This is a genomic window from Mucilaginibacter gossypii (assembly GCF_900100945.1).
In the GTDB taxonomy this organism is placed as follows: domain Bacteria; phylum Bacteroidota; class Bacteroidia; order Sphingobacteriales; family Sphingobacteriaceae; genus Mucilaginibacter; species Mucilaginibacter gossypii.
This window is the reverse complement of the sequence record NZ_FNCG01000006.1, coordinates 116,965-143,231: the sequence shown is the minus strand read 5'-3', so window position 1 is coordinate 143,231 and position 26,267 is coordinate 116,965. Positions and strand designations below refer to the sequence as shown.

21 protein-coding genes are annotated in these 26,267 nt (G+C 42.3%); 11 read left to right on the top strand and 10 right to left on the bottom strand.

Translation table 11 applies throughout. The features are described 5' to 3' along the window. Positions 1–106: 106 nt before the first annotated feature. Entirely contained in the window at positions 107–1,771 is a 1,665-nt protein-coding gene (locus BLS28_RS13735) for an ATP-binding cassette domain-containing protein (protein WP_091167927.1), read from the top strand. After that, positions 1,764–2,825: a glycosyltransferase family 1 protein gene (locus BLS28_RS13730; RefSeq protein WP_091167923.1), complete on the top strand. Its 1,062-nt coding sequence runs from the start codon at positions 1,764–1,766 to the stop codon at positions 2,823–2,825. Before BLS28_RS13735 ends, BLS28_RS13730 begins: the two co-directional genes overlap by 8 nt. A 36-nt stretch (positions 2,826–2,861) precedes the next feature. Here BLS28_RS13730 and BLS28_RS13725 read toward each other — a convergent pair whose 3' ends face one another. The 3 genes from BLS28_RS13725 to BLS28_RS13715 all read right to left on the bottom strand — a co-directional run bounded on the left by BLS28_RS13725 (position 2,862) and on the right by BLS28_RS13715 (position 6,004). Continuing rightward, positions 2,862–3,962 (bottom strand): glycosyltransferase family 4 protein, encoded by a 1,101-nt coding sequence (locus tag BLS28_RS13725; RefSeq protein ID WP_091167920.1) that lies wholly within the window; start codon positions 3,960–3,962, stop codon positions 2,862–2,864. A gap of 145 nt (positions 3,963–4,107) precedes the next feature. Beyond that, positions 4,108–5,265: an amidohydrolase family protein gene (locus tag BLS28_RS13720; protein ID WP_091167917.1), complete on the bottom strand. Its 1,158-nt coding sequence runs from the start codon at positions 5,263–5,265 to the stop codon at positions 4,108–4,110. Next, positions 5,252–6,004, bottom strand: a complete 753-nt coding sequence (locus tag BLS28_RS13715) for a class I SAM-dependent methyltransferase (protein ID WP_091167915.1) — start codon at positions 6,002–6,004, stop codon at positions 5,252–5,254. The genes BLS28_RS13720 and BLS28_RS13715 overlap by 14 nt, the downstream gene beginning before the upstream one ends. Before the next feature lie 312 nt (positions 6,005–6,316). Between BLS28_RS13715 and BLS28_RS13710 the strand changes: the two genes are divergently transcribed. The 4 genes from BLS28_RS13710 to BLS28_RS13695 all read left to right on the top strand — a co-directional run bounded on the left by BLS28_RS13710 (position 6,317) and on the right by BLS28_RS13695 (position 11,250). Next, complete coding sequence (locus BLS28_RS13710; protein WP_091167912.1) at positions 6,317–7,819, top strand: B12-binding domain-containing radical SAM protein; 1,503 nt, start codon at positions 6,317–6,319, stop codon at positions 7,817–7,819. Positions 7,820–7,828: 9 nt separating this feature from the next. Next, on the top strand, positions 7,829–8,875 hold the full coding sequence (locus tag BLS28_RS13705; protein ID WP_176844456.1) for a radical SAM protein: 1,047 nt from the start codon (positions 7,829–7,831) through the stop codon (positions 8,873–8,875). Positions 8,876–8,968: 93 nt separating this feature from the next. Beyond that, positions 8,969–10,432, top strand: coding sequence for a B12-binding domain-containing radical SAM protein (locus BLS28_RS13700; protein WP_091167906.1), 1,464 nt, complete (start codon positions 8,969–8,971; stop codon positions 10,430–10,432). After that, the gene (locus BLS28_RS13695) at positions 10,429–11,250 is read left to right on the top strand and encodes a class I SAM-dependent methyltransferase (protein WP_091167902.1); all 822 of its coding nucleotides are present in this window, start codon (positions 10,429–10,431) and stop codon (positions 11,248–11,250) included. The genes BLS28_RS13700 and BLS28_RS13695 overlap by 4 nt, the downstream gene beginning before the upstream one ends. Before the next feature lie 114 nt (positions 11,251–11,364). Here the strand turns inward: BLS28_RS13695 and BLS28_RS13690 are convergent, their stop codons facing one another. The 6 genes from BLS28_RS13690 to BLS28_RS13665 all read right to left on the bottom strand — a co-directional run bounded on the left by BLS28_RS13690 (position 11,365) and on the right by BLS28_RS13665 (position 18,614). Beyond that, positions 11,365–12,327 (bottom strand): nucleotidyltransferase domain-containing protein, encoded by a 963-nt coding sequence (locus tag BLS28_RS13690; protein WP_143020756.1) that lies wholly within the window; start codon positions 12,325–12,327, stop codon positions 11,365–11,367. A 61-nt stretch (positions 12,328–12,388) separates the two neighbouring features. After that, positions 12,389–13,654 (bottom strand): O-antigen ligase family protein, encoded by a 1,266-nt coding sequence (locus tag BLS28_RS13685; RefSeq protein WP_091167896.1) that lies wholly within the window; start codon positions 13,652–13,654, stop codon positions 12,389–12,391. Further along, positions 13,632–14,756, bottom strand: a complete 1,125-nt coding sequence (locus BLS28_RS13680) for a DUF1972 domain-containing protein (protein ID WP_091167893.1) — start codon at positions 14,754–14,756, stop codon at positions 13,632–13,634. The genes BLS28_RS13685 and BLS28_RS13680 overlap by 23 nt, the downstream gene beginning before the upstream one ends. Continuing rightward, a complete protein-coding gene (locus BLS28_RS13675; protein WP_091167890.1) occupies positions 14,695–15,897 on the bottom strand; it encodes a glycosyltransferase family 4 protein in 1,203 nt (400 codons plus the stop codon). The genes BLS28_RS13680 and BLS28_RS13675 overlap by 62 nt, the downstream gene beginning before the upstream one ends. Next, positions 15,887–16,906: a glycosyltransferase gene (locus tag BLS28_RS13670; protein WP_091167888.1), complete on the bottom strand. Its 1,020-nt coding sequence runs from the start codon at positions 16,904–16,906 to the stop codon at positions 15,887–15,889. Before BLS28_RS13670 ends, BLS28_RS13675 begins: the two co-directional genes overlap by 11 nt. Further along, complete coding sequence (locus BLS28_RS13665; RefSeq protein WP_091167886.1) at positions 16,899–18,614, bottom strand: hypothetical protein; 1,716 nt, start codon at positions 18,612–18,614, stop codon at positions 16,899–16,901. Before BLS28_RS13665 ends, BLS28_RS13670 begins: the two co-directional genes overlap by 8 nt. A gap of 176 nt (positions 18,615–18,790) precedes the next feature. On the opposite strand from BLS28_RS13665, the gene BLS28_RS13660 reads away from it, so the two are divergent. Together BLS28_RS13660 and BLS28_RS13655 are read left to right on the top strand one after the other, a co-directional pair. Then, positions 18,791–20,203, top strand: coding sequence for an oligosaccharide flippase family protein (locus BLS28_RS13660; RefSeq protein ID WP_091167883.1), 1,413 nt, complete (start codon positions 18,791–18,793; stop codon positions 20,201–20,203). Then, the gene (locus BLS28_RS13655) at positions 20,200–21,405 is read left to right on the top strand and encodes a glycosyltransferase family 4 protein (protein ID WP_091167880.1); all 1,206 of its coding nucleotides are present in this window, start codon (positions 20,200–20,202) and stop codon (positions 21,403–21,405) included. Before BLS28_RS13660 ends, BLS28_RS13655 begins: the two co-directional genes overlap by 4 nt. A gap of 91 nt (positions 21,406–21,496) precedes the next feature. Here BLS28_RS13655 and BLS28_RS13650 read toward each other — a convergent pair whose 3' ends face one another. Beyond that, positions 21,497–22,300, bottom strand: a complete 804-nt coding sequence (locus tag BLS28_RS13650) for a glycosyltransferase family 2 protein (protein ID WP_091167877.1) — start codon at positions 22,298–22,300, stop codon at positions 21,497–21,499. 586 nt (positions 22,301–22,886) lie between these two features. Here BLS28_RS13650 and BLS28_RS13645 point away from each other — a divergent pair. The 3 genes from BLS28_RS13645 to BLS28_RS13635 all read left to right on the top strand — a co-directional run bounded on the left by BLS28_RS13645 (position 22,887) and on the right by BLS28_RS13635 (position 26,231). Beyond that, complete coding sequence (locus BLS28_RS13645) at positions 22,887–23,534, top strand: RNA polymerase sigma factor (RefSeq protein ID WP_091167875.1); 648 nt, start codon at positions 22,887–22,889, stop codon at positions 23,532–23,534. After that, on the top strand, positions 23,531–24,826 hold the full coding sequence (locus BLS28_RS13640; protein WP_091167872.1) for a hypothetical protein: 1,296 nt from the start codon (positions 23,531–23,533) through the stop codon (positions 24,824–24,826). The genes BLS28_RS13645 and BLS28_RS13640 overlap by 4 nt, the downstream gene beginning before the upstream one ends. A gap of 94 nt (positions 24,827–24,920) precedes the next feature. Further along, complete coding sequence (locus BLS28_RS13635) at positions 24,921–26,231, top strand: hypothetical protein (protein WP_091167869.1); 1,311 nt, start codon at positions 24,921–24,923, stop codon at positions 26,229–26,231. Positions 26,232–26,267 lie beyond the last annotated feature (36 nt).

The following is a 26,267-nucleotide window of genomic DNA, read 5'->3' as shown; positions in this document are numbered from 1 at the left end:
CTTGTCGGGCATTTTATCCCCCTTTATAAAGCAACCTTAAAGGTGTGTAAAACGTAGTTAACAATGAAACCAGTGATGAACCTGGTTTTATTGTTTTATCATCCTCTTGAAGCAAATTTTAAAAAGTATTCTGCTCATACTTGATCGATCTGAAAAGCGGAGGCTCATCAGGTCAATTATTGTCGATATTGTTATCGCCCTGTTGGATGTTGCTTTTTTAGGCTTGCTGCTGTTGATAGTTAATTTTTATACACAGCGAGAGCCGGGAAATAATTATAGTTTTTTACCGGTCGGCTTTACCAATAATAAATCATTGTGGCTCATCGGTATTTTCCTGGTGCTTTTTGCAGTAAAAAACTGTATTGGTTTCTTTGCGCAAAATGCGCAGCAGCATTTTTTTTACAAGGTGGCTTCAAGGCTGTCCGAACGTAATATCAGGAATTACCTTGATGCAGATTTTGACCAGTTTATACACGTTGATTCATCTATCCATATCCGGCGAATCAGCCAGCAGCCGATTGAATTTAGTCATTACATCCTCACCAATTTTCAGCAAATAGTATCTCAAACGGTATTGATCCTTTTTACTATTGGGGCTATTATGTTCTATCACCCGGCCTTGTTTGTTTTGTTGTTTGTGTTGCTGCTGCCACCTGTCGCGGCTTTGGGCTGGTTCATTAAAACCAGGCTAAAATTTATCAGGGCACAGATCAAAACTGTGAGCGAAAAAACGCTTCAGCATTTAAACGAATCCTTATCAGGTTACGTGGAGAGCAATATTTATCAAAAAAATGATTTCTTTAGTCGCCGGTTTTTTAGCTGCCAACAGCAGCTTAATCAAAATATAGCTTCACAGCAAACCTGGCAAAACCTGCCTTCACGGTTGATGGAAGTATTTGCCGTTCTGGGTTTTTTTATTCTCATCGCTGTAAACAAATTAACGGGCGATACTCCGGTGGTTAGTATCCTGACCATCGGCATTTTTGTGGCGGCAGCATATAAGATCATCCCAGGTATTGTAAAAATACTGAACAGCAGCGGGCAAATGAAGACCTATGAATTTATCCTGGCCGATTTGATCATTGAAGAAGATGATAAACCACAGGTTAATGAGGTTGTTGACGAACAGATTTGGTCATTGAAACTTGAAAAAGTAAGTTTCAGTTATCCGGACAAAACTGTTTTGGATGAGCTTTACCTTGAGATAACTCCCGGTGATATTATGGGCATTTCGGGGAATTCAGGCAGGGGGAAAACTACTATCATTAACCTGTTAACCGGTTTTTTGGAGCCGGCCGAAGGGGGCATTTATATCAACAATATAATTGCTGCCGCGCCAATGCGCCGGCTTTACCGTAAAAACATTTCCCTGGTTAAACAACAACCGTTTTTTATATATGATACTATCCTGAAAAACATCATACTTGACGATAAAACTGCCGATGAGCAAAAGTTAACCAGTGTACTGGAGTTTTGCGGATTAAATAAGCTGGTTGCGGATTACCCAGAAGGCACAGCTAAAGTTATTACCGAAAACGGCAAGAACATCAGCGGCGGTCAGCGCCAAAGGATCATGCTGGCCCGGGCGCTTTATCATAATCACGATCTGTTAATTTTAGATGAGCCGTTCAGTGAAATGGATACAGATGCGGAAAATGAATTGTTAACCAAATTGAGGCAACTGGCCCGGCAGGGGAAAATGATCATCCTGATTACCCATAACAAGGACAGCCTGGCTATCTGTAATAAAGTGATCTCGCCCAATGGATGATAACCGTAAAAAAGCATTGCTTATCCTGAGCCCCGGTTTCCCCGAAAACGAAGCCGATACTACCTGCTTACCGCCTCAACGGGTTTTTGTACGGGCGTTGAAGGCCGAAAATCCGGAACTGCATATCATTGTGCTAAGTTTTCAATATCCCTTTTTCGCTGCCGAATATGATTGGCATGGTATACGGGTGATCAGTTTTGGAGGAAGAAGCCGTGGTAAACTATTCAGGCTGAATACCTGGCTAAAAGTATGGCGAGCTTTAGGGAATTTAAACAAACAATACCAAATAATGGGCTTGTTAAGCTTTTGGCTTGGCGAATGTGCCTTTGTTGGTCATTATTTTGCCCGGATAAAAAATATTAAGCACCACTGCTGGATGCTGGGGCAGGATGCAAAAAGGGGGAACAAATATGCTAAGTGGATAAAGCCCAAAGGAGAGGAGCTGATAGCGCTGTCGGATTTTATTGTGCGGGAGTTCACCAAAAACTACAATGTAAAACCACTGAATGTTATCCCTGTGGGAATAGATATTTCATTATTTGGTGATTTATCTGCCGGAAAAGACATTCATATTTTAGGGGCAGGGTCACTTATTTCCTTGAAACGGTTTCACCTGTTTATAGAAACTGTTGCCATGCTGAAGCAGTATTACCCGGATATAAAAACGGTAATATGCGGCGACGGCCCTGAAAAGGAAAAGTTAATAAAACGAATTAAATCAAAGCAACTTGAAAGTAACGTAACCCTTGCAGGCGAACTACCGCATCACGAAGTGCTTAAAATGATGCAGCGCTCGAGAGTGTTATTTCATCCTTCGGAATATGAAGGCTTCGGCGCCGTTTGCCTTGAAGCTCTGTATGCGGCAGCCGAAGTGGTAAGTTTTGTTAAGCCGATGGATAATGATATTACCAACTGGTTTATTGTAAATAATATGGAAGAAGCCGGGCAAACTATCCGTTGTATTTTGGATGAACCGGATTCGGGGAAGAAAAATGTATTGGTTTATGACATCAGGGATAATGTGAGGAAGATGATGGGGTTGTTTGAGCGGTAGGTTTTATCCGCAGCTGGTGATTGTAAGAGCAAGCATTCAAAGGCTTTGCACTATGCTCTCGATCCTCTCTGCAATAGCCTCAAACGATAAGTTTTGCTTATAATATTCAATGGATAATCTCCGCTTTTCTGCAACATTCATTTGTGTAGTTTGCAGGAGCACATCAAGTAATGCAGGTTCATTTCCCGGTTCATACAATACGCCGCATTCACCGTTGTTAGTGATCATCCTGAACGAAAGGATGTCTGTAACCACCGGCACGCATCCGCATGACATGGCTTCGCAAATAGCGGTGCCGCTGCCTTCATAATGTGAGCCGGAGAGAATGAAATCGGCACTGTTGTACCAGTACAATAAATCGGCGTGTGGTACTTCGCCAATTAATTCAATGGCTTCTATATTTGGTGATGAGTTTAATAAATCGTTGATCTTCGGCAGTAACTCTTCGGTGTGATAGATCATAAAGAGCTTTGCCCCGGGCGAACTTTCGGCGAATTTCAAAAAGGCTTTCACCACGTTTAACGGATCTTTATTTTCGTTTAAACGGCCTACCCATAAAAACACCGGGTTGCCTTGTGCACCTGTTTGAGAGTTGGCTTCCAAGCGGCTTATAGGATAAAAAACAGAGGAAACTTCCATTACCTCATGTATTTTACCGGGCGATTTGAGGTTGCCGGCGGCAATCCATTCCATACCCATATCATGCGATGCAAACAAGTTGGCGTTAACCAACCGGTCGGCTGCCCGCTGAAGTAGTTTTTTTAAACCGGTAAAAGGTTTTTCAGCATGATTTTGTACAATGACCTTTACTTTGCGGCCAAGCATAAGGCGTAGCTGGATAACCTGCAAGGGGAAATGCAAACCATGTACTATTACCACATCGGATTTAAGGCTTTTAATATACAAATGCAAAGCCCACGGAAAATATTTGAGCGCCGCTTTTGGGTATCTTCTGAAATGGTAGTTAACCCCGTTTTGTGTCAGTTCACCTTCGTAATTGATTTGTTCAATGCTGATCACCTCGTTGCTTTTGGCCAGGGCATCTAATATGCCGGTATACATGTTAATGCGCTTTAACCAGGCCTGTGGCTGGTTAAACTCTTTGGTGTACACATAACTGGCTAAAACGTATCTCATTTAAAAAGTATTAATGGTGGCAAAAGCAAATGCTATTTTTATTTAGAGGTATCAAGGTCTTTATCCAACCCCAAAACGTGGCATCCACCACCGCTTAAATAAACCGCTTTGGATTTCGATTTTGACCATATTTTTTTGATGATATTCATGCGGCAGGCAGGGCTGGGTGAGGTATGGGAAAACAGGCATCCGGCTTGTATCGTTTTATTTCGGCTATTAAACCAGGGATATCGCCCATCACGTATTTGAAATGGTTGCCGGTAAAGACCTTGCTGTAATTTTGGGTAATTATACCCGTAAGCTGGTGATAAAGCGATTCATCAAACAGCAAAATCACGCCCTTATGCATCACCAGTAAAATATCATTGGGTGTTATATTATAAAAAGCCTGCAAACCAACTTTGCCTTTTGCTTTGGCTATTACAATATCGGCGTCAAATCCGCTGGTAATGCTGCCACTATTTAGTTTCCAGGTTTGGGCAGGGGATGAAGTAAGAGAGTTGTACAATTCATCATCATTAAGCATTTGGGTTTTACGCGCAAGGCGAATGTGATGCCAGATGTCCCAATGCCCGGTAAGTGTGCTATCTGTGCCAAATAAAATCGTTGTTTTGCTTTTTAGCTCATCAATGGCCGCTGTTTTATTAAGCAGGAAATAGTTTGATTCGGGGCACCAAACCAGGGCTTCGAAATGTTTGGCTTGTTGAGGATCCATAGCTACTCCATGGATCCCGATGAGTTTACGCTTAAGGATATTCCATTTAATTAGTTCATCTATTTCGGTATGGGCGATATCGTTTGTGCCCTCGCCTATATGGATGACGGCCGGTTTATTTATTTTAAGCGGGTTATTGAGCCGTTTCTTCCAGTTTTTTTCAAACCGGACGGAGTGGATACTCTGGCAATTGTCAAATATGGTGATGAGAGGATCATTTATGGTAGTTTTTTCCCCGTGGTTTACCACTGTGGTAACGCCGCAAAGCAGGTTTTTATAAACACCCCAGCGTTCGCGCAGGGCAATAGGGATTTTTAGCACAGATGCAATCTCAACGGCGTAAGCGCGGTGAATGTGTTTTCCCCATTCAGTATAACTTTCATAGGTTTTATTGCCAAGCTGCGGAAAAAGATTAAAATCAAGATGGTCATGCGAGTTGATCAGGCCCGGAAAAGCAATGGCATTCACAAAGGTCAGCTGTTCGCGGTCATCAGTATGTGAGGGGGAAACCTGTTTTATTTTACCCTCGCTTATACTTATGCTCACCACGGCATCGTTTCCCGGTATCATCACGTTATTCAGTACCATCAGTTCTCGTCAAGTGCAACCCGTAAATAATGGGGAAGCCTTTATATTTATCATAAACATGAAGCGCGTTTTTATTGGCATAATAATGCTTCATGGTTTCATCTATTTTAATTTCTTCTTCGGCAATTAGCTTAAAACCGTTGTTCAGCAACAGATCTTTAATGGTATTTACTGGGTGTACATAGTTTTCGACCGCTATAAAACTACTGCCATGTTTAAATGTCCGCTTGCCGCCGTTTGCCAATGTCTGCGGATGGAAATCGGTAATAATGATGTCGCCGGTCGGTTTCAGGATCCGCATCCAGGCCTGCAAGGCAACTTCAATATTTTTGATGTGCGCAACGGTAAGGGTTGAAACTATGGTGTCAAAACTCCCCGATGGCATGTCACCGAACAGGTCATCGGTAATTCGGTAAATATTTGCCGATGGAAACTTTTGCTGTAAACGGGACAGCATTCCGCCCGATGTGTCAAAGCCTGTTAACCGCCCTGGATTTAGCGCAAACATCTTTTCCCAATGTCTGCCGGTACCGCAGCCAATATCGGCCACGTTTTTACCGGCGATAACTGTATCCGTAACCAGGCGGGGAAACAAAACTTCATCCAAATCGAGCATGAGGTTACCTGGCTGCGCATCATAATGCTCGGCCCAGATATCGTAGGCATCCACCGAGTTTTTCTCTATGATATCGGGCGGGAAAAAGCGCTGCTTAATATAATTTTTTACAGTTTGGATCACGGTTCCGGGGGTATTTAATTAAACCTTATATCAGCAGATACGGCTGTTAAATAATAATGGTTGCCAGCTATTTTATTTATAAAGGCAGGCAACCTGTGTGAAAGCCAGGGCGTATTTATTAGTGTGAAAGTGATAATGTAGAAGCTCAGATTAATTGTTGAATGGGCAATCCCCCTCATTTGTGATTGGGTATGGCAGTGGGTTTTATTTTGTGTGCAGACTTTGTAATGGCAGGGGTGCTTTACAGGTTGCTTAAACTAAAAGATAAACCCATTGCCGGGGGGATTGAAAGCAAAGTATTGATACTAACAGATGAACAAGATATTATTATTTAACCCGCGCAGTGCAAATAACAAGTATCGCATACCTAATTCGATACTAAATATAGCGGCCTCGGTTGATGGAAAATATGATTGGGTAATTGTTGACGGCAATTGTGAGCATGACCCGATGGTTAAGATAGATAGCTATTTAAGCACCGGCGAGTTTAAATACTTTGGGTTTACAGTTATGCCCGGTCCGCAGTTAAAGCAGGCTATTACTGCGGCAAAAATTATAAAGCAAAGATATCCCAATACCAAAATGATCTGGGGGGGGTATTTCCCATCAAATCAACCTAACGCGGTTTTATATTCCGGTTATGTCGACTTTATTATCAACGGGCCTGGTGATCACGCTTTCCCCGCCTTGATTGATGCCCTGGAGAAAAACGAACCTTATGAGTTTATCCGCAACCTCATCTATAAAGCAACCGATGGCAAGATCATCAAAACCGCTAAGGAAGACCTTTTAGATCAGGACAGCCTACCGGCCTTGCCATATGATAAGCTGAATACTTTTTATCCCATCACCAAGTTTTTGGGTAAAACTTACCTGGGCGAAAAAACGATGGCTTATCACTCCAGCATCGGTTGCCCCTTCACCTGCTCCTTTTGTGCTGTAGTGCCAATATATGAGGCAAGATGGAAGGCAAAATCGGCCCGGAATGTTTATAAGGATGTAAAATATATTAAAGATAAATGGGGTGCAGATGCCATTGAGTTTCATGATAACAATTTTTTTGTATCAGAAAAGCGCGCTGTTGAGTTTGCCCGTTTAATCAAACCCGAAAACATGACTTGGTGGGGTATGGCCCGCATCGATACCATGTCGAAATTTAAAGATTCATCCCTTGCCGCAATCCGCGAATCAGGATGTAAGATCATCTTTTTCGGAGCCGAAAGTGGTAACAACACCATTTTAGAGCAGATGGATAAGGGCGGCACGCAAACAGGCGACCAGATCATTGAGTTTGCCGAACGCCTTAAAAAGTTTGATATCATACCCGAATATTCTTTTGTATTAGGCACTCCGGCGCCAACTCAGGAACAGGTTCAGTCGCAAATTGATTTTGAAATAGACTTTATAAAAAAGGTAAAGGCTGTTAACCGTAAAACCGAGATCGTAATTTATACCTACAGTCCTGTGCCTACCGAAGGGTCGGAATTGTTTAAGCAGGTAATGAAAAGCGGCTTCCGTTTCCCCGAAACGCTGGAGGACTGGATCAGCCCGGCATGGGAAGCCTTTGATCTTCGTAAAAATCCGCTCACGCCATGGCTCACGCCGGAGATGATTGATAAGATCAGAAATTTTGAAACAGTGCTGAACGGGGTGTATCCAACGGTAACTGATATCAGGCTCAATATGATTAAACGTATGGCCATTAAACTGGTAGCAACCATGCGTTATAAGGCGAGCATGTACCATTATCCTTATGAAATAAAGTTGCTACAAAAGGTTTGGCGTTACAGGCAGCCCGAAATACAGGGATTTTAATTTATGCAGATGACAGGCCAATCATTATATCATACCTTTCAGCGTTTCCGCACATTGCAAACGCACCGCATCGCTGCGCTACCCATCGTGATTTTGATGCCGCACAGTGCCTGCAACTGCCGTTGCGTTATGTGCGATATCTGGAAGGATAATAAAAACCTGAAGCAGCTTACCGAAGCCGACGTGACCGATCTGTTAAGTGCTTTACGAAAATTCGGTACAAAGCAGGTATTGATGTCGGGCGGGGAGGCATTGCTGAATGCCAATTTTTTCAGGCTATGCGAGATTTTGCGTGCTGAAAAGATCAAGGTTACGCTGCTGTCGACAGGTTTGTCTATCAAAAAAAACGCGTTCGATATTTTAAGATGGGTTGACGACCTCATTGTTTCTTTAGATGGCGATGAGCTTTTACATGACGCTATCCGGAATGTACCTGGCGCATTCAATAAACTCCGGGAGGGGGTGAAATTCATTAAATCTATTGAACCAAAATACCGCATAACAGCTCGTACAGTGGTCCATCGGCTAAATTACAGGAACTGGCCGGCTATTATTGAAGCAGCAAGGCAAATGGAGATAGACCAGGTAAGTTTTTTACCGGCTGATGTTAGCAGCCATGCCTTTAACCGCCAAACAGCATGGGCCGAGCCTCGGCAACATGAGATATTACCGACTGAAAATGAACTTGCCGAATTTCAGGAAATGACAAACCAGGTGCTGGCTAATAAAAGCGATTTTGCCAACAGGTTCATTGCCGAATCTCCGGCTAGGATCCGGGATATTTATGGTTATTATGCTGCTTTTTATGGCCATAATGCATTCCCGTTTAAAAAGTGTAATGCACCATGGGTATCGGCAGTGATTGAGGCTGATGGCGCGGTAAGGCCTTGCTTTTTTCATGAGGCGATAGGTAACATCAGGGATAATTCATTAAATGATATTTTGAACAGCAAAGAGGCGATCAATTTTCGCAAAACACTGGATATGGCTAATGACCCTACCTGTGTTAAATGTGTGTGCTCGCTTAATTTATCGCCGCTGGCGAGGTTGGATTGATAATAAAAAGGCAATGAAGCGCGGAAATGTGCGATTTCTTCCCCTGGGAGGGTATAGGAAATTTTCCTGGATTTAGAAACAGGCTAAAACACCATGAACAATATACTGTTTACACATTCTTACTTTTTACGGTTCGACCCAAAGCAATGGGGCATAGGGCAACCTTATGCGCCACTGGGTACTATATACGCTGCTGCGCTGATGCGGGAGCAGGGTTACCGGGTAAGTCTGTTTGATACCATGTTTGTGAGCAATCCTGACGAGGTGATAGCCGCTATTGAGTTGAATAAACCGGATTTTTTTGTGGTTTATGATGATGGGTTCAACTACCTGACCAAAATGTGCCTCACTAATATGCGCGAAGCTGCATTTAAAATGTGCAAGCTGGCTAAGGAACGTGGTTGTACAGTTATCGTTTCCAGCTCAGATTCAACCGATCGGTATGCAGCATATCTTGCCGAAGGAGCTGATTTTGTGATATTGGGTGAAGCCGAACAAACGCTGATAGAACTAATTGAACATATCCGAAGTGGCAATACTGATCATTTTGAGATAAAAGGATTAGCTTACACGAACGGCAGCGAAATCATTAAAACACCCGGCCGCGCGGTAATGAAGGAACTGGATAGTTTGCCCATGCCCGCCTGGGATTTGGTGAATATGGATACCTACCGGGATATGTGGATGAAGAATGCGGGTTGTTTTTCAATTAATGTGGTAACTACCCGCGGTTGTCCATTCAAGTGTAACTGGTGTGCCAAGCCTATTTATGGCAACCGGTATAATTCTCACAGTCCGCAGTATATTGTTAATGAGCTTAAAATGCTTAAGGAGCTGTACCAGATGGATCATATCTGGTTTTGCGATGATATTTTTGGATTGAAACCCGGTTGGGTAAAGGAATTTGCCAAGCTGCTGACACAGGAGGGAATTAAGATCCGTTTCAAGATTCAGTCGCGGGCCGATTTGTTGGCCGAGAAAGAAGCCGTAGCAGCCCTGGCCGCAGCCGGTTGTGAGAATGTATGGATAGGGGCCGAGAGCGGATCGCAGAAGGTACTGGACGCCATGGATAAGGGGATCACTATCGATCAGATACATACGGCTACGCACCTCATGAAAGCGCATGGTATTAAGCCATCGTTCTTTATCCAGTTCGGTTATCCCGAAGAAACGCGGGATGATATTACGCTTACCATAGATATGATTAACCGGTTGCTGCCATTTGAAATTGGTATTTCGGTATCGTATCCGCTGCCGGGTACCGGTTTTTACGAACGCGTTAAAACCGAGTTGAAAAAGAAAACCAACTGGACAGACTCCGACGAGATGGCGCTGATGTTTAAAAATACCTATCCGCCTTTTTACTACAAGCAATTGCATAAATACGTCCACCGCAACTATCACAAGCACCTGGCTAAAAACAGCTTCCAAAAACTGCTGAAAGATCCGTTCGGGAGCTCGGTAAAAAATATCAGGAAAGCATTATCGGTTTTTTATTATGCACCGCTTACCTATCTTGAAAAGCTGAAACTGGAGAAATTTGAAAAGGCAATATGACCGGCACCGCATCAAGTATAAACGAACAATTTGCCGAGGCTGCATTTAGCAACCAGTCGGTAGTTTTTGATGAATTGTACTCAGGCGACACGATAATTGCGTACAAGCGCAAACGCGTGCGTGATCATATCCTGCAATACCTGAAGCCTGGAAGCAACATCCTTGAACTGAATAGTGGTACCGGTGAAGATGCACTGTTTTTTGCACAAAAAGGATTTAAAGTACATGCTACTGATATTTCAAAAGGGATGCAGCAGCAACTACGCGAAAAGGTGGTAAAGTATGATATGCAGCATGCAGTAAGCAATGAGCTTTGTTCATATACGCAGCTTGAACAGCTAAACAACAAAGGCCCTTATGATCTGATCTTTTCCAACTTTGCAGGCCTCAATTGTATTGGCGAACTGGAAAACGTATTGAGCTCATTTGCCGGGCTGCTAAACCCCGGCGGCGCAGTGACCCTGGTGGTGCTGCCTAAATTCTGCCTTTGGGAAACTTTACTGGTATTTAAAGGGAAATTTAAAACTGCTTTTCGCCGGTTTTTTAGCAGTAATGGCCGCAAGGCGCATGTTGAAGGTGTATACTTTGATTGTTTCTATTACAACCCATCCTACATTAAAAAACGTTTAAAATCCGACTTTAAAGTATTGGATGTTGAGGGCTTGTGTACCATCGTACCGCCATCATATATTGAAGGCTTTGCCGAAAAACATCCGCGTGCCTATAAAACACTTGCCCGTTGGGAGAATAGGTTGAAGGCCACCTGGCCGTTTAAGTACGTGGGCGATTATTATATTATTTCGCTGAGGAAAAGGTAATTGATAAAGTTGCCCCGAACTTTTTGCGGAAACTATAGAACAACTGTCTCATGCAAATTTTAGACTCAGCATTTTAGAGCAGAAATAAATTCGGTATGACGATAAGGAGTAGTTTTACTGCGCCATCCGCTCTTCAAATTGTTGTAACAGCATGGAAACTTTAATCTGGTATTTTTCTATCAGTTTAATTTGAAAGTTTTCGGGAGAGGGCTTGGCAAAATGTTTGCTTGCGGCCATGCTCATTACCGTACCCCGCATATTCAATTTCTTCATTTCAGTTTTCTTGTTCCATCGCCCGGAGGTGATTTTCATCAATACATTATCCAGCCAATCGCCGAATGGATTATTGAACAGGCTTTCTGTAAATGTTTTATACCACCGCTTTTTTAATGGTTTAGCAGTAGCGAGGCGCATACATTTGTTAGGCAGGAAACCGGAGGTCCATGCATTAGATTTATAAAAGCTTTCAAAGGTAAGGTCACCCTCTAATGGGATAATAGTTGCTACTTCAATTGCTGTATAAATGTTCTTTTCAACTATCTGCAGTTGGGCTTCGTCAATATAATAGTTCATGCAGTAGTTGTGCTGCTTACCAACTAAAAAGGTAAGTTTTTTGAACATATGCATAAACGTACGTGCAAGCCAGAGCCTGTTGCGTTCGGTAATGATAAAAAAATCAATGTCCGAATTGTCATCGGCAAAGTTTTTGGACAAAGAACCTGAAATGCCTATACCACGAACGTAAGGAAACCGGATCAGGAACGCGCCTATTTCTTTAGCTTTATTGATTAGCCCGGCAGCTTTTTTGTTTCCTTTATTACGCCTCACCGCTATCATATAATCGTTTTTGAGCGAATAAAACCTATCGAAATGAAATACCAGCTTATTGACGATAAGTTGATCAAGCGCTTCAGTGAAATCATGCCGGCCATACTTGTTTTCTAAAAACAGTAATATTTCGCCGTAGGTTAACGGGTAGTCCCACATGTCAAAATAGGCAAGGGTAGCTAAAATATTATTCCGGATATTTAACAATCGTTTATTGTTTTGTTCAACTAAGATGACTGTACTTTTCACGTCTTTGTATATATAATGATGACGTACCCCTTGCAGCTTTGGTTGCCTGTTAATAAACTAATTACACAATATTTTTAGCGTGGGTAGCTGTTGTTTCTGAGCTTGCAGAAAATATTAGTAGTGAGAAAAATACACTGTAAAAAAAGATGCCTTTATCCACATCTAAAAAGTTTTCTGAAAAGGAAACGACGGTTATAATAACCATAAAAGCCATGAGCAATAGGTCGCGTTTTGTAACGGCTGCCCTGATGCCAAATGCCAGCACGCACAGGTAAACCATCAACCCAACGACCCCCGATTTAATAAAAAAGCTGATAAACTGGTTATGTGCGTTTAACCCGGCCAGGTACGAGCGGTAAAATTGATGGTCAAAAAATGGGTCTTTGAGCAAACCAATTTCAGTGCCTGCGCCATGACCTATAACAGGCGAATGTGCTCCCACACTAATGGCCACGTTCCAGCGCGCTAATCGCGGATCAGTAAGCTCGGCATCGGTTGACTGACTTAGGTCTTTTTTTAGCTCGGTTACATAACGTTCTTTAAAAGTATCCCGGGTATAAATGCCTGCCATCACCACTATAAATAATGCTGTGCTAATGGCCATAAACCTGAAGCGGTTTCGCCCTTTTAGTATAAATAAGGGCAGCGCGATATTTATAATAAGCAGCAAAGCTATAAATATCGATTTTGAACTAAGCTGCAGAATGCCCATTGCTAAAATGCCACAGCAAGTAAGCCAGAAAAATTTACGGGTCTTTACCGGTTCCCTTACCAAAATATACAGCAGATAAACCAGCGCTATGGCTATCTGCATGGAAAAAAATGTGGCATGGATCGCCAGTGGTTCCGAAAAATTGTGGTTTGTGAACGCAGAAGAAGCCAATGCTTTTAAAGGCAGATGATAATATTTTATGGTAAAAAGTGCCTGTAAAAAAAGATAAGTGATAGTGATGGTACAGCCTAATGAAAATACGAATAAAAAATTATGCCGGTATTTTTTTAAATCGAGCGGGTTAAAACAAAAGATTAACGGGATAAGCAAAATAGTAACCTGCCTGCCTAACTCTGTAAAAGCCTGGGGCTTATTGGTGGTGTAAATAATGCTCAAAAGCGTTACAAAAAAAACAGCAGCCAAAGCAAAGTTAGCCCTTGTTAATAGCGGCTTTATAGTTGTTTTGCGAATTTGGATAGTAGTATGCAGGGCCAGGCCTATTAAAAACAGGTGGCTGTAAAACAGGTTAAAGGGCAGGCTCAGCAATAACAGCATCAGCAGGTAATAGCTTATCCTGTTGTTTAAAGCATCATCAGGCCTTAATAACTTTTCCATGTTGTTGCTGATAGCATTCCAGTATAAAATCTTCGTAATCGTTAATCACTACCTCCCAGTTAAACTGGTATTGTATCTTATGAAGATTGTTTTTCACCATTTCGCGTTCGGTATCCTTGCGCTGTACATTCTCAACCAAATGGCGTACCTCGTTAGCATTATCAAAATAAAAAGCATCTGAATTGAGTACCGATTTATTGAAAGGGTTATTATGGGCCGCAATCAGGGCTTCGCTGGCCATGGCTTCAAGCAGGGACGGATTAGTACCTCCCACGCTATGCCCGTGGAAATACAGGTAGCTGTTGTTCTGTAGGGCACGCACAACCGAATTGTCAAAATTAGCGCCCTTAAACTGGATGCGATCATCGTTTTTAAACCTGTGGGTTATGAATTTGCCAAAGCGGTTACTGGTATCTCCCAAAACCATAAAGCTTTTTTTTGATGAACTGTTGTTAAAGCCTTCTAAAATAGTTTCGATGTTGTTTTCGGGCTCCATGCGGGCCATCAGCAAAAAATAATCTTCTTTAAGCACCTCGCTTTTATCAAACTGCTCTCGCTCCTGGTCTGAAAACAGATCGGCTCCATAAGGGATATAACGGCTGTCGACCTCGTACTTATCCTTAAGATATGACCTAATTATCCTTGAGTCGGAAATATAATACTGGCTATGTTTCACGGCCAGCTTTTCCGCGTACTTCAAAAATTGTTGTACAGGCTTTGAGTATTTGGAGCGTTTCCACTCCAATCCATCCATATTGGTAATGATAACGCTGTTGGGCGGGTAAAGGTGGCCCCAAACCGAGCTGCTGGTGTAGCCCATAAGCAGTACCACATCAAACTTACGTTTACGGGCATCCATAAGGCAGTTAAAATCATAGGCAAACTGCCCGGCAGTGCCTATCAGATACTCCGGATCGTAACAATGTACAATGTTAACGCCGTTCCAGGTATCGGCTTCATAAGGGTGGTTGTGGGAGTTATAAACGGTAACTGAGTGCCCTTTTTTTACCAAACCGGCCGATACATATTCGGAAATATGCTCAAACCCGCCATAGTAGTTCGGGATGCCCCTCGTGCCTAAGATCGCTATTTTTAGTTTCATGACAATGAAAATTTGCTTGTAACAAGTTGTAAAATATGGTGCTGCTTTTTTGCCAGTGGTATTGCTGTTCAACATGCCGCGCTACCTGGCTGGTGAAGGCATCGCCGGGTGGTTGCTGTGCGGCAAGTAATAGCTTTTGCTCAAAATCCGTATGATTGGCCGGGTTAAAAGTATATGGCGCAAAAAAGCCAAAGTTTTTCATGGCTGTTTCTGAAGAGCATAGTACCGGCGTCCCACAAATGGCTGCTTCAAGCGGCGGGATCCCAAAGCCTTCGGCTTTTGAGGGATATACAAACAACCTGCAGGCCCGGTAAAAAGCTGCCAGATCCGCTTGTTCTGCCCGCGGTATCCACCTGAAAAACCGCTCTTGCTCAGGCGTAAGGCTCTTGATGAGCTTGGCTAAGCCCGGAGTTTTTATGGATGCTTTACCAATGAACACCAGGCTAATGCCTTTTTCGTATAGCTTCAGTTTCAAATATTTTTGCAGTAACAAAAGGTGGTTTTTGCGGGGTTCAATGCGGCTGGTGTACAGGATGAAATTTCTTATGCCGAATTTTTCTGCTACCCAATCTTCTGCCTTTTTTTTTGATGACTGGTATTGCAGTAATGAGTTATTTACCCCGTTTTGGATAATATGCACTTCGTCAGCGGGGATTTGGTAATAATTACAGATCCGTTCTTTTGAATAGTCGGATACAGTGGTTTTGATGTCGGCATTTTTAATACTGCGACCAAAAAGGTAATTGCGCGTTAAGCTGAACAGGATGGGGAAATCCTTCCTGAAATCATTAAACAGCATATCATGCATGGTTACTATGTACCTGCAGCCCGCCATTTTTTTAGGGCTGACGTATTGAAAATGTGCAAAATCAAACCTGTATTTTTTGATGTAGGCCGGTATATCAAATACAAAGCGCAGGATGTTGATTCCCCTGTTTTTATAAGGCAATATGTTTTGCGGCGGCAGCAGCGGGAACAATCTGCGGATATTATCGGTATCGTGGGCGCCGATGTAAATATCTATGTCCGGGCGGTGGGCCAGCAGGTGGTTGTATAATTCGCGTATAAAAGTTTGCGCTCCTTGAAATTCTTTATCAAAGGAGTGGGCATCAACAAACAGTTTTATCTTTTTAGCTGCCATAATTCAATTCGTTTTGATTTAAAACAGCGGTTGGCAGCTCGGCTTCGGCTAAACGGAAATTGCGTTTACCTAATTGATATAAACTCATCAGCATACGCTCGGGCAGAAATGACATCAGCAGCAAAAAATAATTTTTGAGATGCAGCGGGCTGATAGAAAGTGTTTTCAGCAGGTTTTCCCTTGCCTTTTCCGGCTGATAATTATTCCACAGGTATTTTTTGCCGAGCAGGGCATAATAAGCTCCTTTTTTGATGCGTGGAGATAACTGTTTAATGCCGATCTCAGACAACTGCCTTCCTTCGGCTTCAGTAATGCTCCCCTTGCGCAGGGCATTGTACTTGATCTGCCTGAATTTACCTGTACGCCATTTTTCATCAATGGTAACGGATTCGGCATTGAGCCTCACCTTAATGAGCGGTTGATTAAGGTTAAAAGCTTTTTCGTGTTTAAGAATACCTGCCCACAAAAAATGATCTTCAAAAGTGTAGGCCAGCTCATTGTAGCCACCGGCATTTAAAACGGTATCACGCTTATAAAATACACTGGAGTGAATGAAGGGACAAATCCTGTAACTGAGCTGCCTTATCTGGTTATGGCTCAGGGCGTCAGGTTGCCAGGTAAATATCAGATCGCCGTTAACATCGGTATAGTCAACTCCCGAACCAATAATGCTATAATAGGGATGAGATGTGATGAAATCATACTGCACCTGCAGGCGGTAAGGATAACATACATCGTCGGCATCGAAACGGGCTATATAAGGCGCCCGCGCGTGGCGTAAACCCTTATTGAGGGCCGCAGCTACACCTTTGTTTTCCTGGCCCAAAACCACTATACGCTCATCGTTAAATGAGTTAATAATATCTGCCGTGTCATCAGTTGAGCCATCATTTACAATCAGCAATTCAAAATCAGCAAACGATTGTTCAAGTACCGATGTAATGGCTTCGCGAATATATTTACCGGCATTATAAGCAGGCATTAAAACAGTAATTTGAGGACTATGCATACGCAAGTTCCTCCTGCACTGTAGTTTTTGTTTTTAAATGGGGTGTAGTAGTTTCTTTTATATTGAGGAGTAACATCAATTCAAAAATTACCAGTACCGAGAGTTGCTCAAACCAATAATCAAGAAAAAATATGCCCGTTACCATTATTAATATGGGCAAACCGTAACTAAGCTTTTTATAATGCCGGGCAAAAAAGCCAATGTAAAATATAAGCAGGGCAAGCAACCCGAGGATACCGTATTCACTAAGCATTTGATCGTAAGTGGAGTAGGGGTTATTGCGTACCGAACGGAAACCTGCATCCTTGCTGAAAAAGCTCAGGTACAGGTCTAAATGATTGTGCATAAATGCTGGGTTGATATAGATGTATTTTGGGGGATAATTGCCCCTTATACCGGCACCAACCGCCCTGAAAGCTATTTTGGATGAAAAATTTCCGGGAGCTAAGCCCACTATACTTTGTAAAGGGTGGCTGGTAAGGTAATTAAAGGTTTGTATTGCACCGGTAATCTTTCCAGGCAATGCAGGATTGAAGGGCTCAAGCCGGCAAAGCGATAGCTGAGCCCTGTGAGCAGCTATACAGTCGATAAGCTGTTGTCTGTCGGGTGTCATTTCGCCGGTGTTATAAAATTCCGCAAAGTGTGTGTTTGGTGCCGGGATGTATAGCCTGCCGTCATCGGTAAGCGGCAAGCTTTTGATCTTTTTATCAAGTGCGCTTGGTTTTTCCTGTTCAGCCTTTATCCTGCTTAGGCTATCCAGATAGTTTTGTGCAAATCTCCTTCTTTGTTCATCCCTGGTTATGAATCGCCCTCCGGGATTGGCAGTTGTTGCCTGCACTGCTGCATGGCCCTGTTTTTCAATACGATTTTCCCGCAGCGTACTTTTAGTCACTTCGTTAATATACTTTTCATTTTGCGGCGATATTTTGACGAGGGAGATTACATAAAGCAGCAATGCCACTACTATCATGCTTTTTTGATTGCGCGTGGTTTTATAAACAAAAATGAAAGCGAGAATCAGCAGTACCAAAATGCTGATGAGGTTACTGTAGGTAAGTGCCAGCGTACTCATGCACACGATCATCATGGGCAAGCTATTCTTATAAATGAAGTAAAACACACCGAAAGCACAGATAACAGCATTGGTTGATGAAATGTCAAAGCTTATGCCCATTACATTATCGCCGGTATTGATATAATAGCGCTGATGCATTCCCATAAAAGCATAGGGGTTAATGCTTTTAGTGATCCACATAATATGCGTTAGGTTACCCGCCGAGAAAGCTGCGTTTATGATAAAAAAAATGATCAGTGTACGGTAAATGGTTTCGGCATCTGTTTTATCAACCATCAGCTTAACCTGGTGAACCGCCAGCAGGGCCAGCGCCCAGCATATCAAAGCCCAGCCAAAAACAGGTATATAATACAGGTTGGAAAAATTTTGGTTGATGACTGCTGCGGCAATAGCTATAGGGAAAACCAGCAGATAGAATAACGGGATCCTTGAATTGCGCAGCTTAAAGCCAAATTGAAAGTTAAACTGGCTAATGTAAACAAAAATCAACGCAACTATCTTAAATGGGATCCGCACGTTGATAAACAGCAGCAGGAAGATCAGCAGCCGCCAATCGGCATAAGTTTTCCACCTCTTAATATCAAAACCCGGCAAACTGATTGTCATTATTCCCTTGTATTTATTGATGTTCATTTCCCGGTTTTGCCGGCCTTGTCGCAATTGTTTTGTTTAAATAGGTTACGTGCCAAAAAATGGAATGGTTGCCTCGTTAATGTGCTGATATATGCAGATATTTAACCGGGATATTAAAATGTTACAGGCAACCGGCCGATAAAAACAATAGTATAAGAGTATAAACATATACGTCGTTGTTCAGGAGTAAAGCGTTCATCAGGTTTTTTTCGTCAGGTTTGCAGGCACTTGCCTTGCAGGTGCTTGGCAGTATCTTTTTTTATATTATTTCTGTTTACCTGAGTAAGGACAGTTTTGGGGCCATTAGCTGGATGAATGCCTTATCGATATTTGTTACCACCATACTGGGGTTTGGACTGGAGCAGGTAGTGATTAGGCGTATAGCAGCCTCACAACGGTCGGATTGGGCGGCGGCTGCATTTTTGTTCCATTCGCTCACTACTTTTTTTGTAACCCTGGGTGTACTGTTATTATTAAGTTTAATATTGCACGACAATATTTACCGGGCGCTGCCATGGTTTTTTATAGCCCAGGGCCTGCTTTTCCTGGGTATTCCGCTAAAGCAGTTTCTAAACGCAAAGGAAAAATTTACACCCTATGGCATAATTGCCGTTATAAGTAACAGCTTAAGGGTTTGTGGCGCATTTTATCTTATTACTATACACCAATTACAAGTTCGCTCTATAGTAATGGTAATGATAGGCACAGCCGGTGCCGAATTGCTGGCCCTTCTCATTTATGTTATCACGAAAACAGATTTCAGTTTTAAATTTCAATTTCGGGCTTATAAAAAGTTGCTTAAAGAGGCCACGGCGCAGTACGTATCGGTAATATTTGATATGAGCTTGTCGCGGATGGACTGGCTATTGCTGGGTTTTATGGCGAGCAAAACCGTGTTGGCCGATTATAGTTTCGCATACCGGGCTTATGAGCTTTCGCGGTTGCCAATGCTTATTATAGCTCCTGTTATTTTACCGCGCCTGTCAAGGCTGATGGCCTTAAAGCCATCTAGCCAATTGCAGGAGCAGGTAAATTCCTTTAATACAGTCGAGTTGCTGTTGGCTATGCTCTTACCACTTGTCCTTAATATACTTTGGACACCTGTAGTGGGGATGATAACTGGCGACAAATATGGCGCGGCCAATGCTACCGAATTTTTGATCCTATCATTGTGTATACCCCTGCAGTTTTTCATAAACCTGCTTTGGTCGTTAAGTTTTAGCGTTAAAAAGTACAAGGCTGTATCATCTGTTACCGTAATCTGTGCTACAACAAATATTGCGCTTAACCTGATATTGATCCCGCTACTGAATGGTATTGGTTCGGCTATGGCATTTTTAATTACCAATATATTACAGGCGGTGCTCTATTACAGGTTAGTGAATAAAAATATCATGCATATCAGCTTAAGGCCATTTGTGATACTGTTCCCTGCTGCTTTGGCTGGCTGGTTTATCACAGCTTCAATAAACATACATTTCTTGTTCAGGCTTTTATTGGGGATAGTTTTTTATCTGTTAGTAGCTTTAATGTCAAACCAATTGAGCAGTCGCAATATTCAAAACAGTAAACAGTTTTTAGCGCAATGAACATTTTATATCTGTGCGATGAATATCCTCCCGGACCGCATGGCGGTATTGGAACCTATGTGCGGCTCATTGCACGGCAAATGGTAAAGCTGGGGCATAAGGTAATTGTTGCCGGGTTGTATAGCCGCGGATACGGAGGCGCGGATGAATTTGAGGATGAAGGTGTAAAAGTTTTGAGATATCGCTGGAGTATTGATGATAAGTGGTTTGAAAATCAGCGGTCTGCCGGGGTACGGATGCTTAACAGGATATTACTGGATACAGGTATTACGCAACGGGATATAAAAAGAAGCATTGCGGCTTATCAAAAAAAGCTGGAACATATGATAGCCGATGAGCAGATCAACATTATTGAAATGCCCGATTATAATGATTATATCAGGTTTTGTAAATCATATGTGCCGTTTCCCACATTACCTGTTCCCGTAGTTGTTAAATTTAATGGTTCCATTACCTACTTTAATGCTGAGGCAGGGATACCGGTAGCACCGCATATTTTGAAAATGGAGCAGGATATTTTAAACCGCGCAGCGGCTGTTAGCAGTGCAAGCGCCTATACCGCAGAAAAAAGTGCTGATTACCTGTCGTATAACAAATCCATCACGGTGTTGTATAATGGTATAGATACAAATATCGTCATTGGAAGCAGCGACATGTCCGGTGCGAAGCAGGTGGTTTTTACGGGGAGCCTTGTACAAAAAAAAGGGATTTTTCAGTTAGCGGAGGCCTGGAATATAGTTATAAAACAGGTCCCTGATGCCCGGTTACTGATACTGGGGAAAGGCCCGGTAAGTAAAGTAATCGCCTGCTTGCAGAAGGATGCAAAAAGCAGTGTTGTGTTTAAAGGGCATGTGGGGAGGGATGAACTTTATGCCTGTTTAAGTAATTCGGCAGTGGCGGTATTCCCATCATATGCCGAAGCTTTTGCACTTGCGCCGTTAGAGGCCATGGCATGTGGAACAGCGGTGATCAATTCAAACCGAACATCCGGCACCGAACTTATTGATGATGGCGTTAACGGGCTGCTGATAGATCCAGACAATATTGAGGAATTAGCATCGGCAATAGTTACATTGCTCAATGAGCCTGAAAAACGCCTGCGCCTTGCTTTAGCTGGCAATGAAAAGGTAAAACAATGTTTTGATATCGATATATTGGCCAGGCAAACGTTGAAGTTTTACCAACAGGTGCTGGACAAATAGTTTTAAGTCGATAGTACTTAGCCTCAGCTCAAAAGTCCTATTTAGTTTTGACTTCAGACTGCCAACTATACGATACCATACCATACCTTGGTCAGTTAATCTGCTCTATAGCCAACTCGTTACGATAGGTGTTTCGCGTTTGAGACAACTCTTTATATTGTTTCAGATAAGCGTATTTAAGGCGTGTGTTTTTATAAATAACACGCGCTATAGCCAATCCTTCAGCTCCATCTAAAAAACCAAGCCTGATAATGTAATTGCGTAAAAAGCCAAAAGCGGGCGAGAAATATAGCTTGATAAACGTTGCCTTTTTACCGGCTTTGTAATATTTGGCTGCGCTTAGCTGTGCATAAAGAATAGCTTTACGCTTAAAGTCGTCAATATCGGTTACAGAGTGGTGTTGGATATAACCCGCTATGCTTTTGATCTCGGCATCGGAAGGCAAAAGCAAGGTTTCGTGTACCTCGGTTTCGCCCCATTTTACCAATGAACGATTAAACAAACGCACGTGATGATCATTTCCCCAATTACCAAAACGGATCAGCTTTTTGCCAAAGTATGATTTGAATTTGATATCGTAAACAACATTCGGTTTGTCAAAGGTTAAATTATGGAGCGATTTAATAAGCTCCAAATCAAGTACCTCATCAGCATCAATACTTAAGATCCAGTTGTAGCGGGCCTGGGCTACCCCTTTATTTTTGTTTGCTCCATATCCGCTCCAGCTTTTTTGAAACACCCTGCAGCCATAACGGGAGGCAATAAGCGGCGTGCCATCGGTACTGTCATTATCAATCACAACAATATCATCGGTAATTAAAGAAGCCATTTTTATACAATCTTCAATTAAGGCAGCTTCGTTTTTAGTAATGATCACAACAGACACCGGTACCATGCAGCAGTAGTATTATTAGTATATAAATTATTAAGGGCTTGTTATGCCCTTTTATAATATATATCGTGCATGTTCCGGGGATGGTTGCCTTAAGATAAATAAACCGGCGAAAAAACATTATGGATTTTGCTTATTCCATTCTGTTATATTAATCAGCTTGTCAGAAATGGCATTTCGACAATTCGGATTGGGGCACAGGATAATCCAGCGATCTTTTGCTTGTTCAATTATCGGACGTGTCCCGCAGGTTTTACAATTTTTTACAGGGAAGTTTGGGTTTATGTCGATTCTCATAAAAGGCCTTTAAAGCAGGCGGGGTTTACATGGTATTACGCTATAAATACACGTACAGGTTGCCTCATTGGCAAAAATATAATTATTTGCAAAGATTTTATTGAGGCTGTGTTAGCTTGTGCATATTTTGTATAAATGATTTCCGTAGGTGAGAAAAGTGTGCATGATTTTATCCAATTGTGAGAAAAATTTAAATTATTTTGCACAACGGGCAACCTTTTAATAATAGTTGCCGTGATGTGCGTAGATAAGGTTAAATTTATGTGTTTGATTCTGAGTTTATAACCCCCGTATGGGCGAAGAAGAGTTACATCAACTGATCAATGGCTGCGTAAAGCAGGACAGGAAAAGTCAGAAAATGCTCTATAAGGCGTTTTATGGATTTTCTATGGGCATTTGTCTCCGTTATGCAGGTAACCGTGATGAAGCTGCAGAAGTTATGAACCAGGGTTTTATGAAAGTATTTACCCATATAGACAGGTTTGATACTTCAAGGCCGTTTAAAGCATGGATTGGACGTATTATGATGAATGTTTCTATTGATTATTATCGTGCCAATTTAAAAATGGCCTATACCGAGGATTTGGAGAAGGCAGAAAATGTGAGTGAGGGAGACCTGACAGATAAAAATTTAAATTATGAAGACCTGCTGGCTATGGTACAGCAGTTGCCGCAGGCTTATCGTACGGTTTTTAACCTTTTTGCGATTGACGGTTATTCGCATGAAGAGATAGGGGAAATGCTAAATATTAATTCGGGCACATCAAAGTCAAACCTGCACAAAGCGCGTCAAAAACTAAAACAAATGATATTAAAAGCAGAGGAAACTGCTAATAAAACAAATTACAACAGGGGTATGGATATTAACCCAATTGTGGCCTATAATGGCATAGGTATAGATGTAAGGACAACCTTTTTTAATAATGGTATCAGAGGATGAAAAGCGAAGAAGATTTAGATAACATTTTTAAGAAGGGACTGGAAGACCCGGCAAATCATCGCGCGTTTAACGAGGATGACTGGAATGCGCTTGAGCAAATGCTTGACAAAGGCAAGAAACGTCGTGGAATTGTTTACTGGTTGCCAATTGCAAGCGGAATAGCAGCGATGTTACTGCTGTTTTTAGGATGGTGGTTTTTTAAACCTAATGTAAAGGATGATAATACAGCTGGGCAACAACAGGCTAAGGTTAAGCCCGCTGCGCCTAAAACAAATCCCGGAACCAGTGGCGGGAGTACGCCGCAACCACCAACAGACAGTTTATTAACAACCCGGCCAGCCGGGAACAGCAACATAGCTGCCAACAGCAATACAGGCAATCATGCTCACACAGGCCAGATAAGCTTAACACCATCTGTCGCCAGCTTCCACCGTAATATTCGCGGTGCAAACAAAAAGGGAATCAGCGGCCGGGATACCATTATGCAACACGATCGCGCCCTGATGGCAGGTGCTGAGCCGGCTAATAATAATGGTACCATTTCAAATTTACTGGTAAATAGAGCGTTATCACTTGATATACAATATTCTCCTTTAGCTGTTCCTGATTTTAAAACAAATATTGAAAGACAACCTATTCAAGCACCTGCAACGAAATCCAATAAAAAAATAATTAAACAGAGCTTTGGTTACCGGCCGCAATGGGCTATCACGGCCTTGGCTTCTTCTGATGTTAATGGTACAAATTCGTTCCAGGGCAAGGTTGGCAGCAATTATGGTTTGCTGCTTTCATTTGGTGCCACTAAAAAGTTAACAATTACAAGTGGTGTTGTGTATTCATCAAAACCTTACAATACAAGCTTTGCCAATTATCGCACTGCATATGTGTTTAAAAATGAGCCAACGGATGTAACGGCAGACTGTAAAATGCTTGATATTCCGGTTAATATAGCCTATCAGGTATATGGCAATTTTCGCAATAAATTATCGGTAGGCACTGGTTTATCGTCCTATCTGATGTTGCATGAAAAGTATACTTATAATTATGCCGATGGTGCTAACAGTGCTGCTTGGCCTCAAAATTATACCGTACCAAACAGTAAGGGGTATTTATTGAGCATTATCAATATAAATGCAACCTATGAACATAAAATAAATTCAAAAGTTGGTGTAAGTGTTCAGCCATATATGAAAGTGCCAATTTCAGGAGTTGGATATTCTGATATTAAACTGCAGTCTACGGGTGTAGCGGTGGGGGTAACGTATAATCTTAATTCGTTCAGCAAACCCTAAGCTTTTGTACAACCCTTACGGTAAGGCTAGCATTCCTCTTATACTAAATGGAATTATTATCTTGCGCCACATTTACCGTACAAGATCAATCGCCATGAAAAAACTACTGTTTTTTGCCCCTTTGTTATTACTGTTTTCATGTGGGCATGGCCCGGCACAGCAGCTCGAAAATAAAAAGCTCAATAGCCTTGCTGTTGAATATGTAAAGCTTGGCCTTGCAATAGGGCAATACGACGGCGACTTTGTAGATGCTTATTATGGGCCGGATTCATTGAAGCCAAAATCGGAGCCACTGAAAACTTTCCCTAAGGATAGTCTGCTGGCGTCGGCAAACAGCCTGATGAATGACCTGCGCACCATCGCCAATACTTCGAAAATTGATACCAATAAGATCCGCGCTAATTGGATGGCCGATCAGTTGGTTGCTTTCAGTCGCCGGATCCGTATTTTTTCGGGAGAGGAAAGGCCTTTTGATGAAGAATCGCGCGAGTTATTTGGTGTAGCTGCCCCGGTTTATACCGATGATTTTTTTAAGGGGCAGATAGCCCTGCTCGACAGCATTTTACCGGGTAAAGGAAACGTGAACGACAGGTTTCAAAAGCTGGCCAATAAGTTTATTATACCAAAAGATAAATTAGACCCTGTTATAAAAGCGGCTATTGCCGAAGCCCGCAAGCGCACAATTGCCCATTACCAACTGCCTGCCGGCGAAACATTTACGCTGGAATATGTAACTAATAAGCCATGGTCGGGTTATAACTGGTATAAAGGGGGGTATAAGAGCACCGTACAGATCAATACCGATCTGAAGATTTTTATTGACCGTGCCATCGATGTGGGCAGTCATGAAAGTTATCCCGGACACCATGTATACAATATGTTGCTGGAGAAAAACCTTTACCATGATAAAGGTTGGGTTGAAATTTCTCTATACCCGTTGTTCAGTCCGCAATCGCTGATTGCCGAGGGCAGTGCCAATTACGGTATTGAAGTAGCTTTTCCCGGTGATGATAAAATAAAGTTTGCGAAAAACGTATTGCTGCCGCTGGCCGGTTTGGATACCGCCGGTGCCGACCTGTATTTCAAGGCCCTTGCTATAAAAGGCACTTTAAACTATGCCCGCAACGAGGCAGCAAGAGGCTTGATCAATAATACCATGAGCCAGGATAAAGCATTGTCGTACCTTAGAAAGTATTGCCTTATGAACGATGAGACTGCTCAAAAATCAATCAGCTTTATCAAAAAATATCGTAGTTATGTTATCAATTATAATTACGGCCAGGATTTGGTGAAAAACTACATTGAATCAAACGGAGGCACCACAAAAGCTCCCGCAAAACGCTGGGAGCTGTTTGGAAAACTGTTGAGCCAGGAGGTTGCACCTGTTAGTTTAGTGAAGAAATAAAAGTAAGGATTCCCTGTAGAGGATTCTTGTGATACA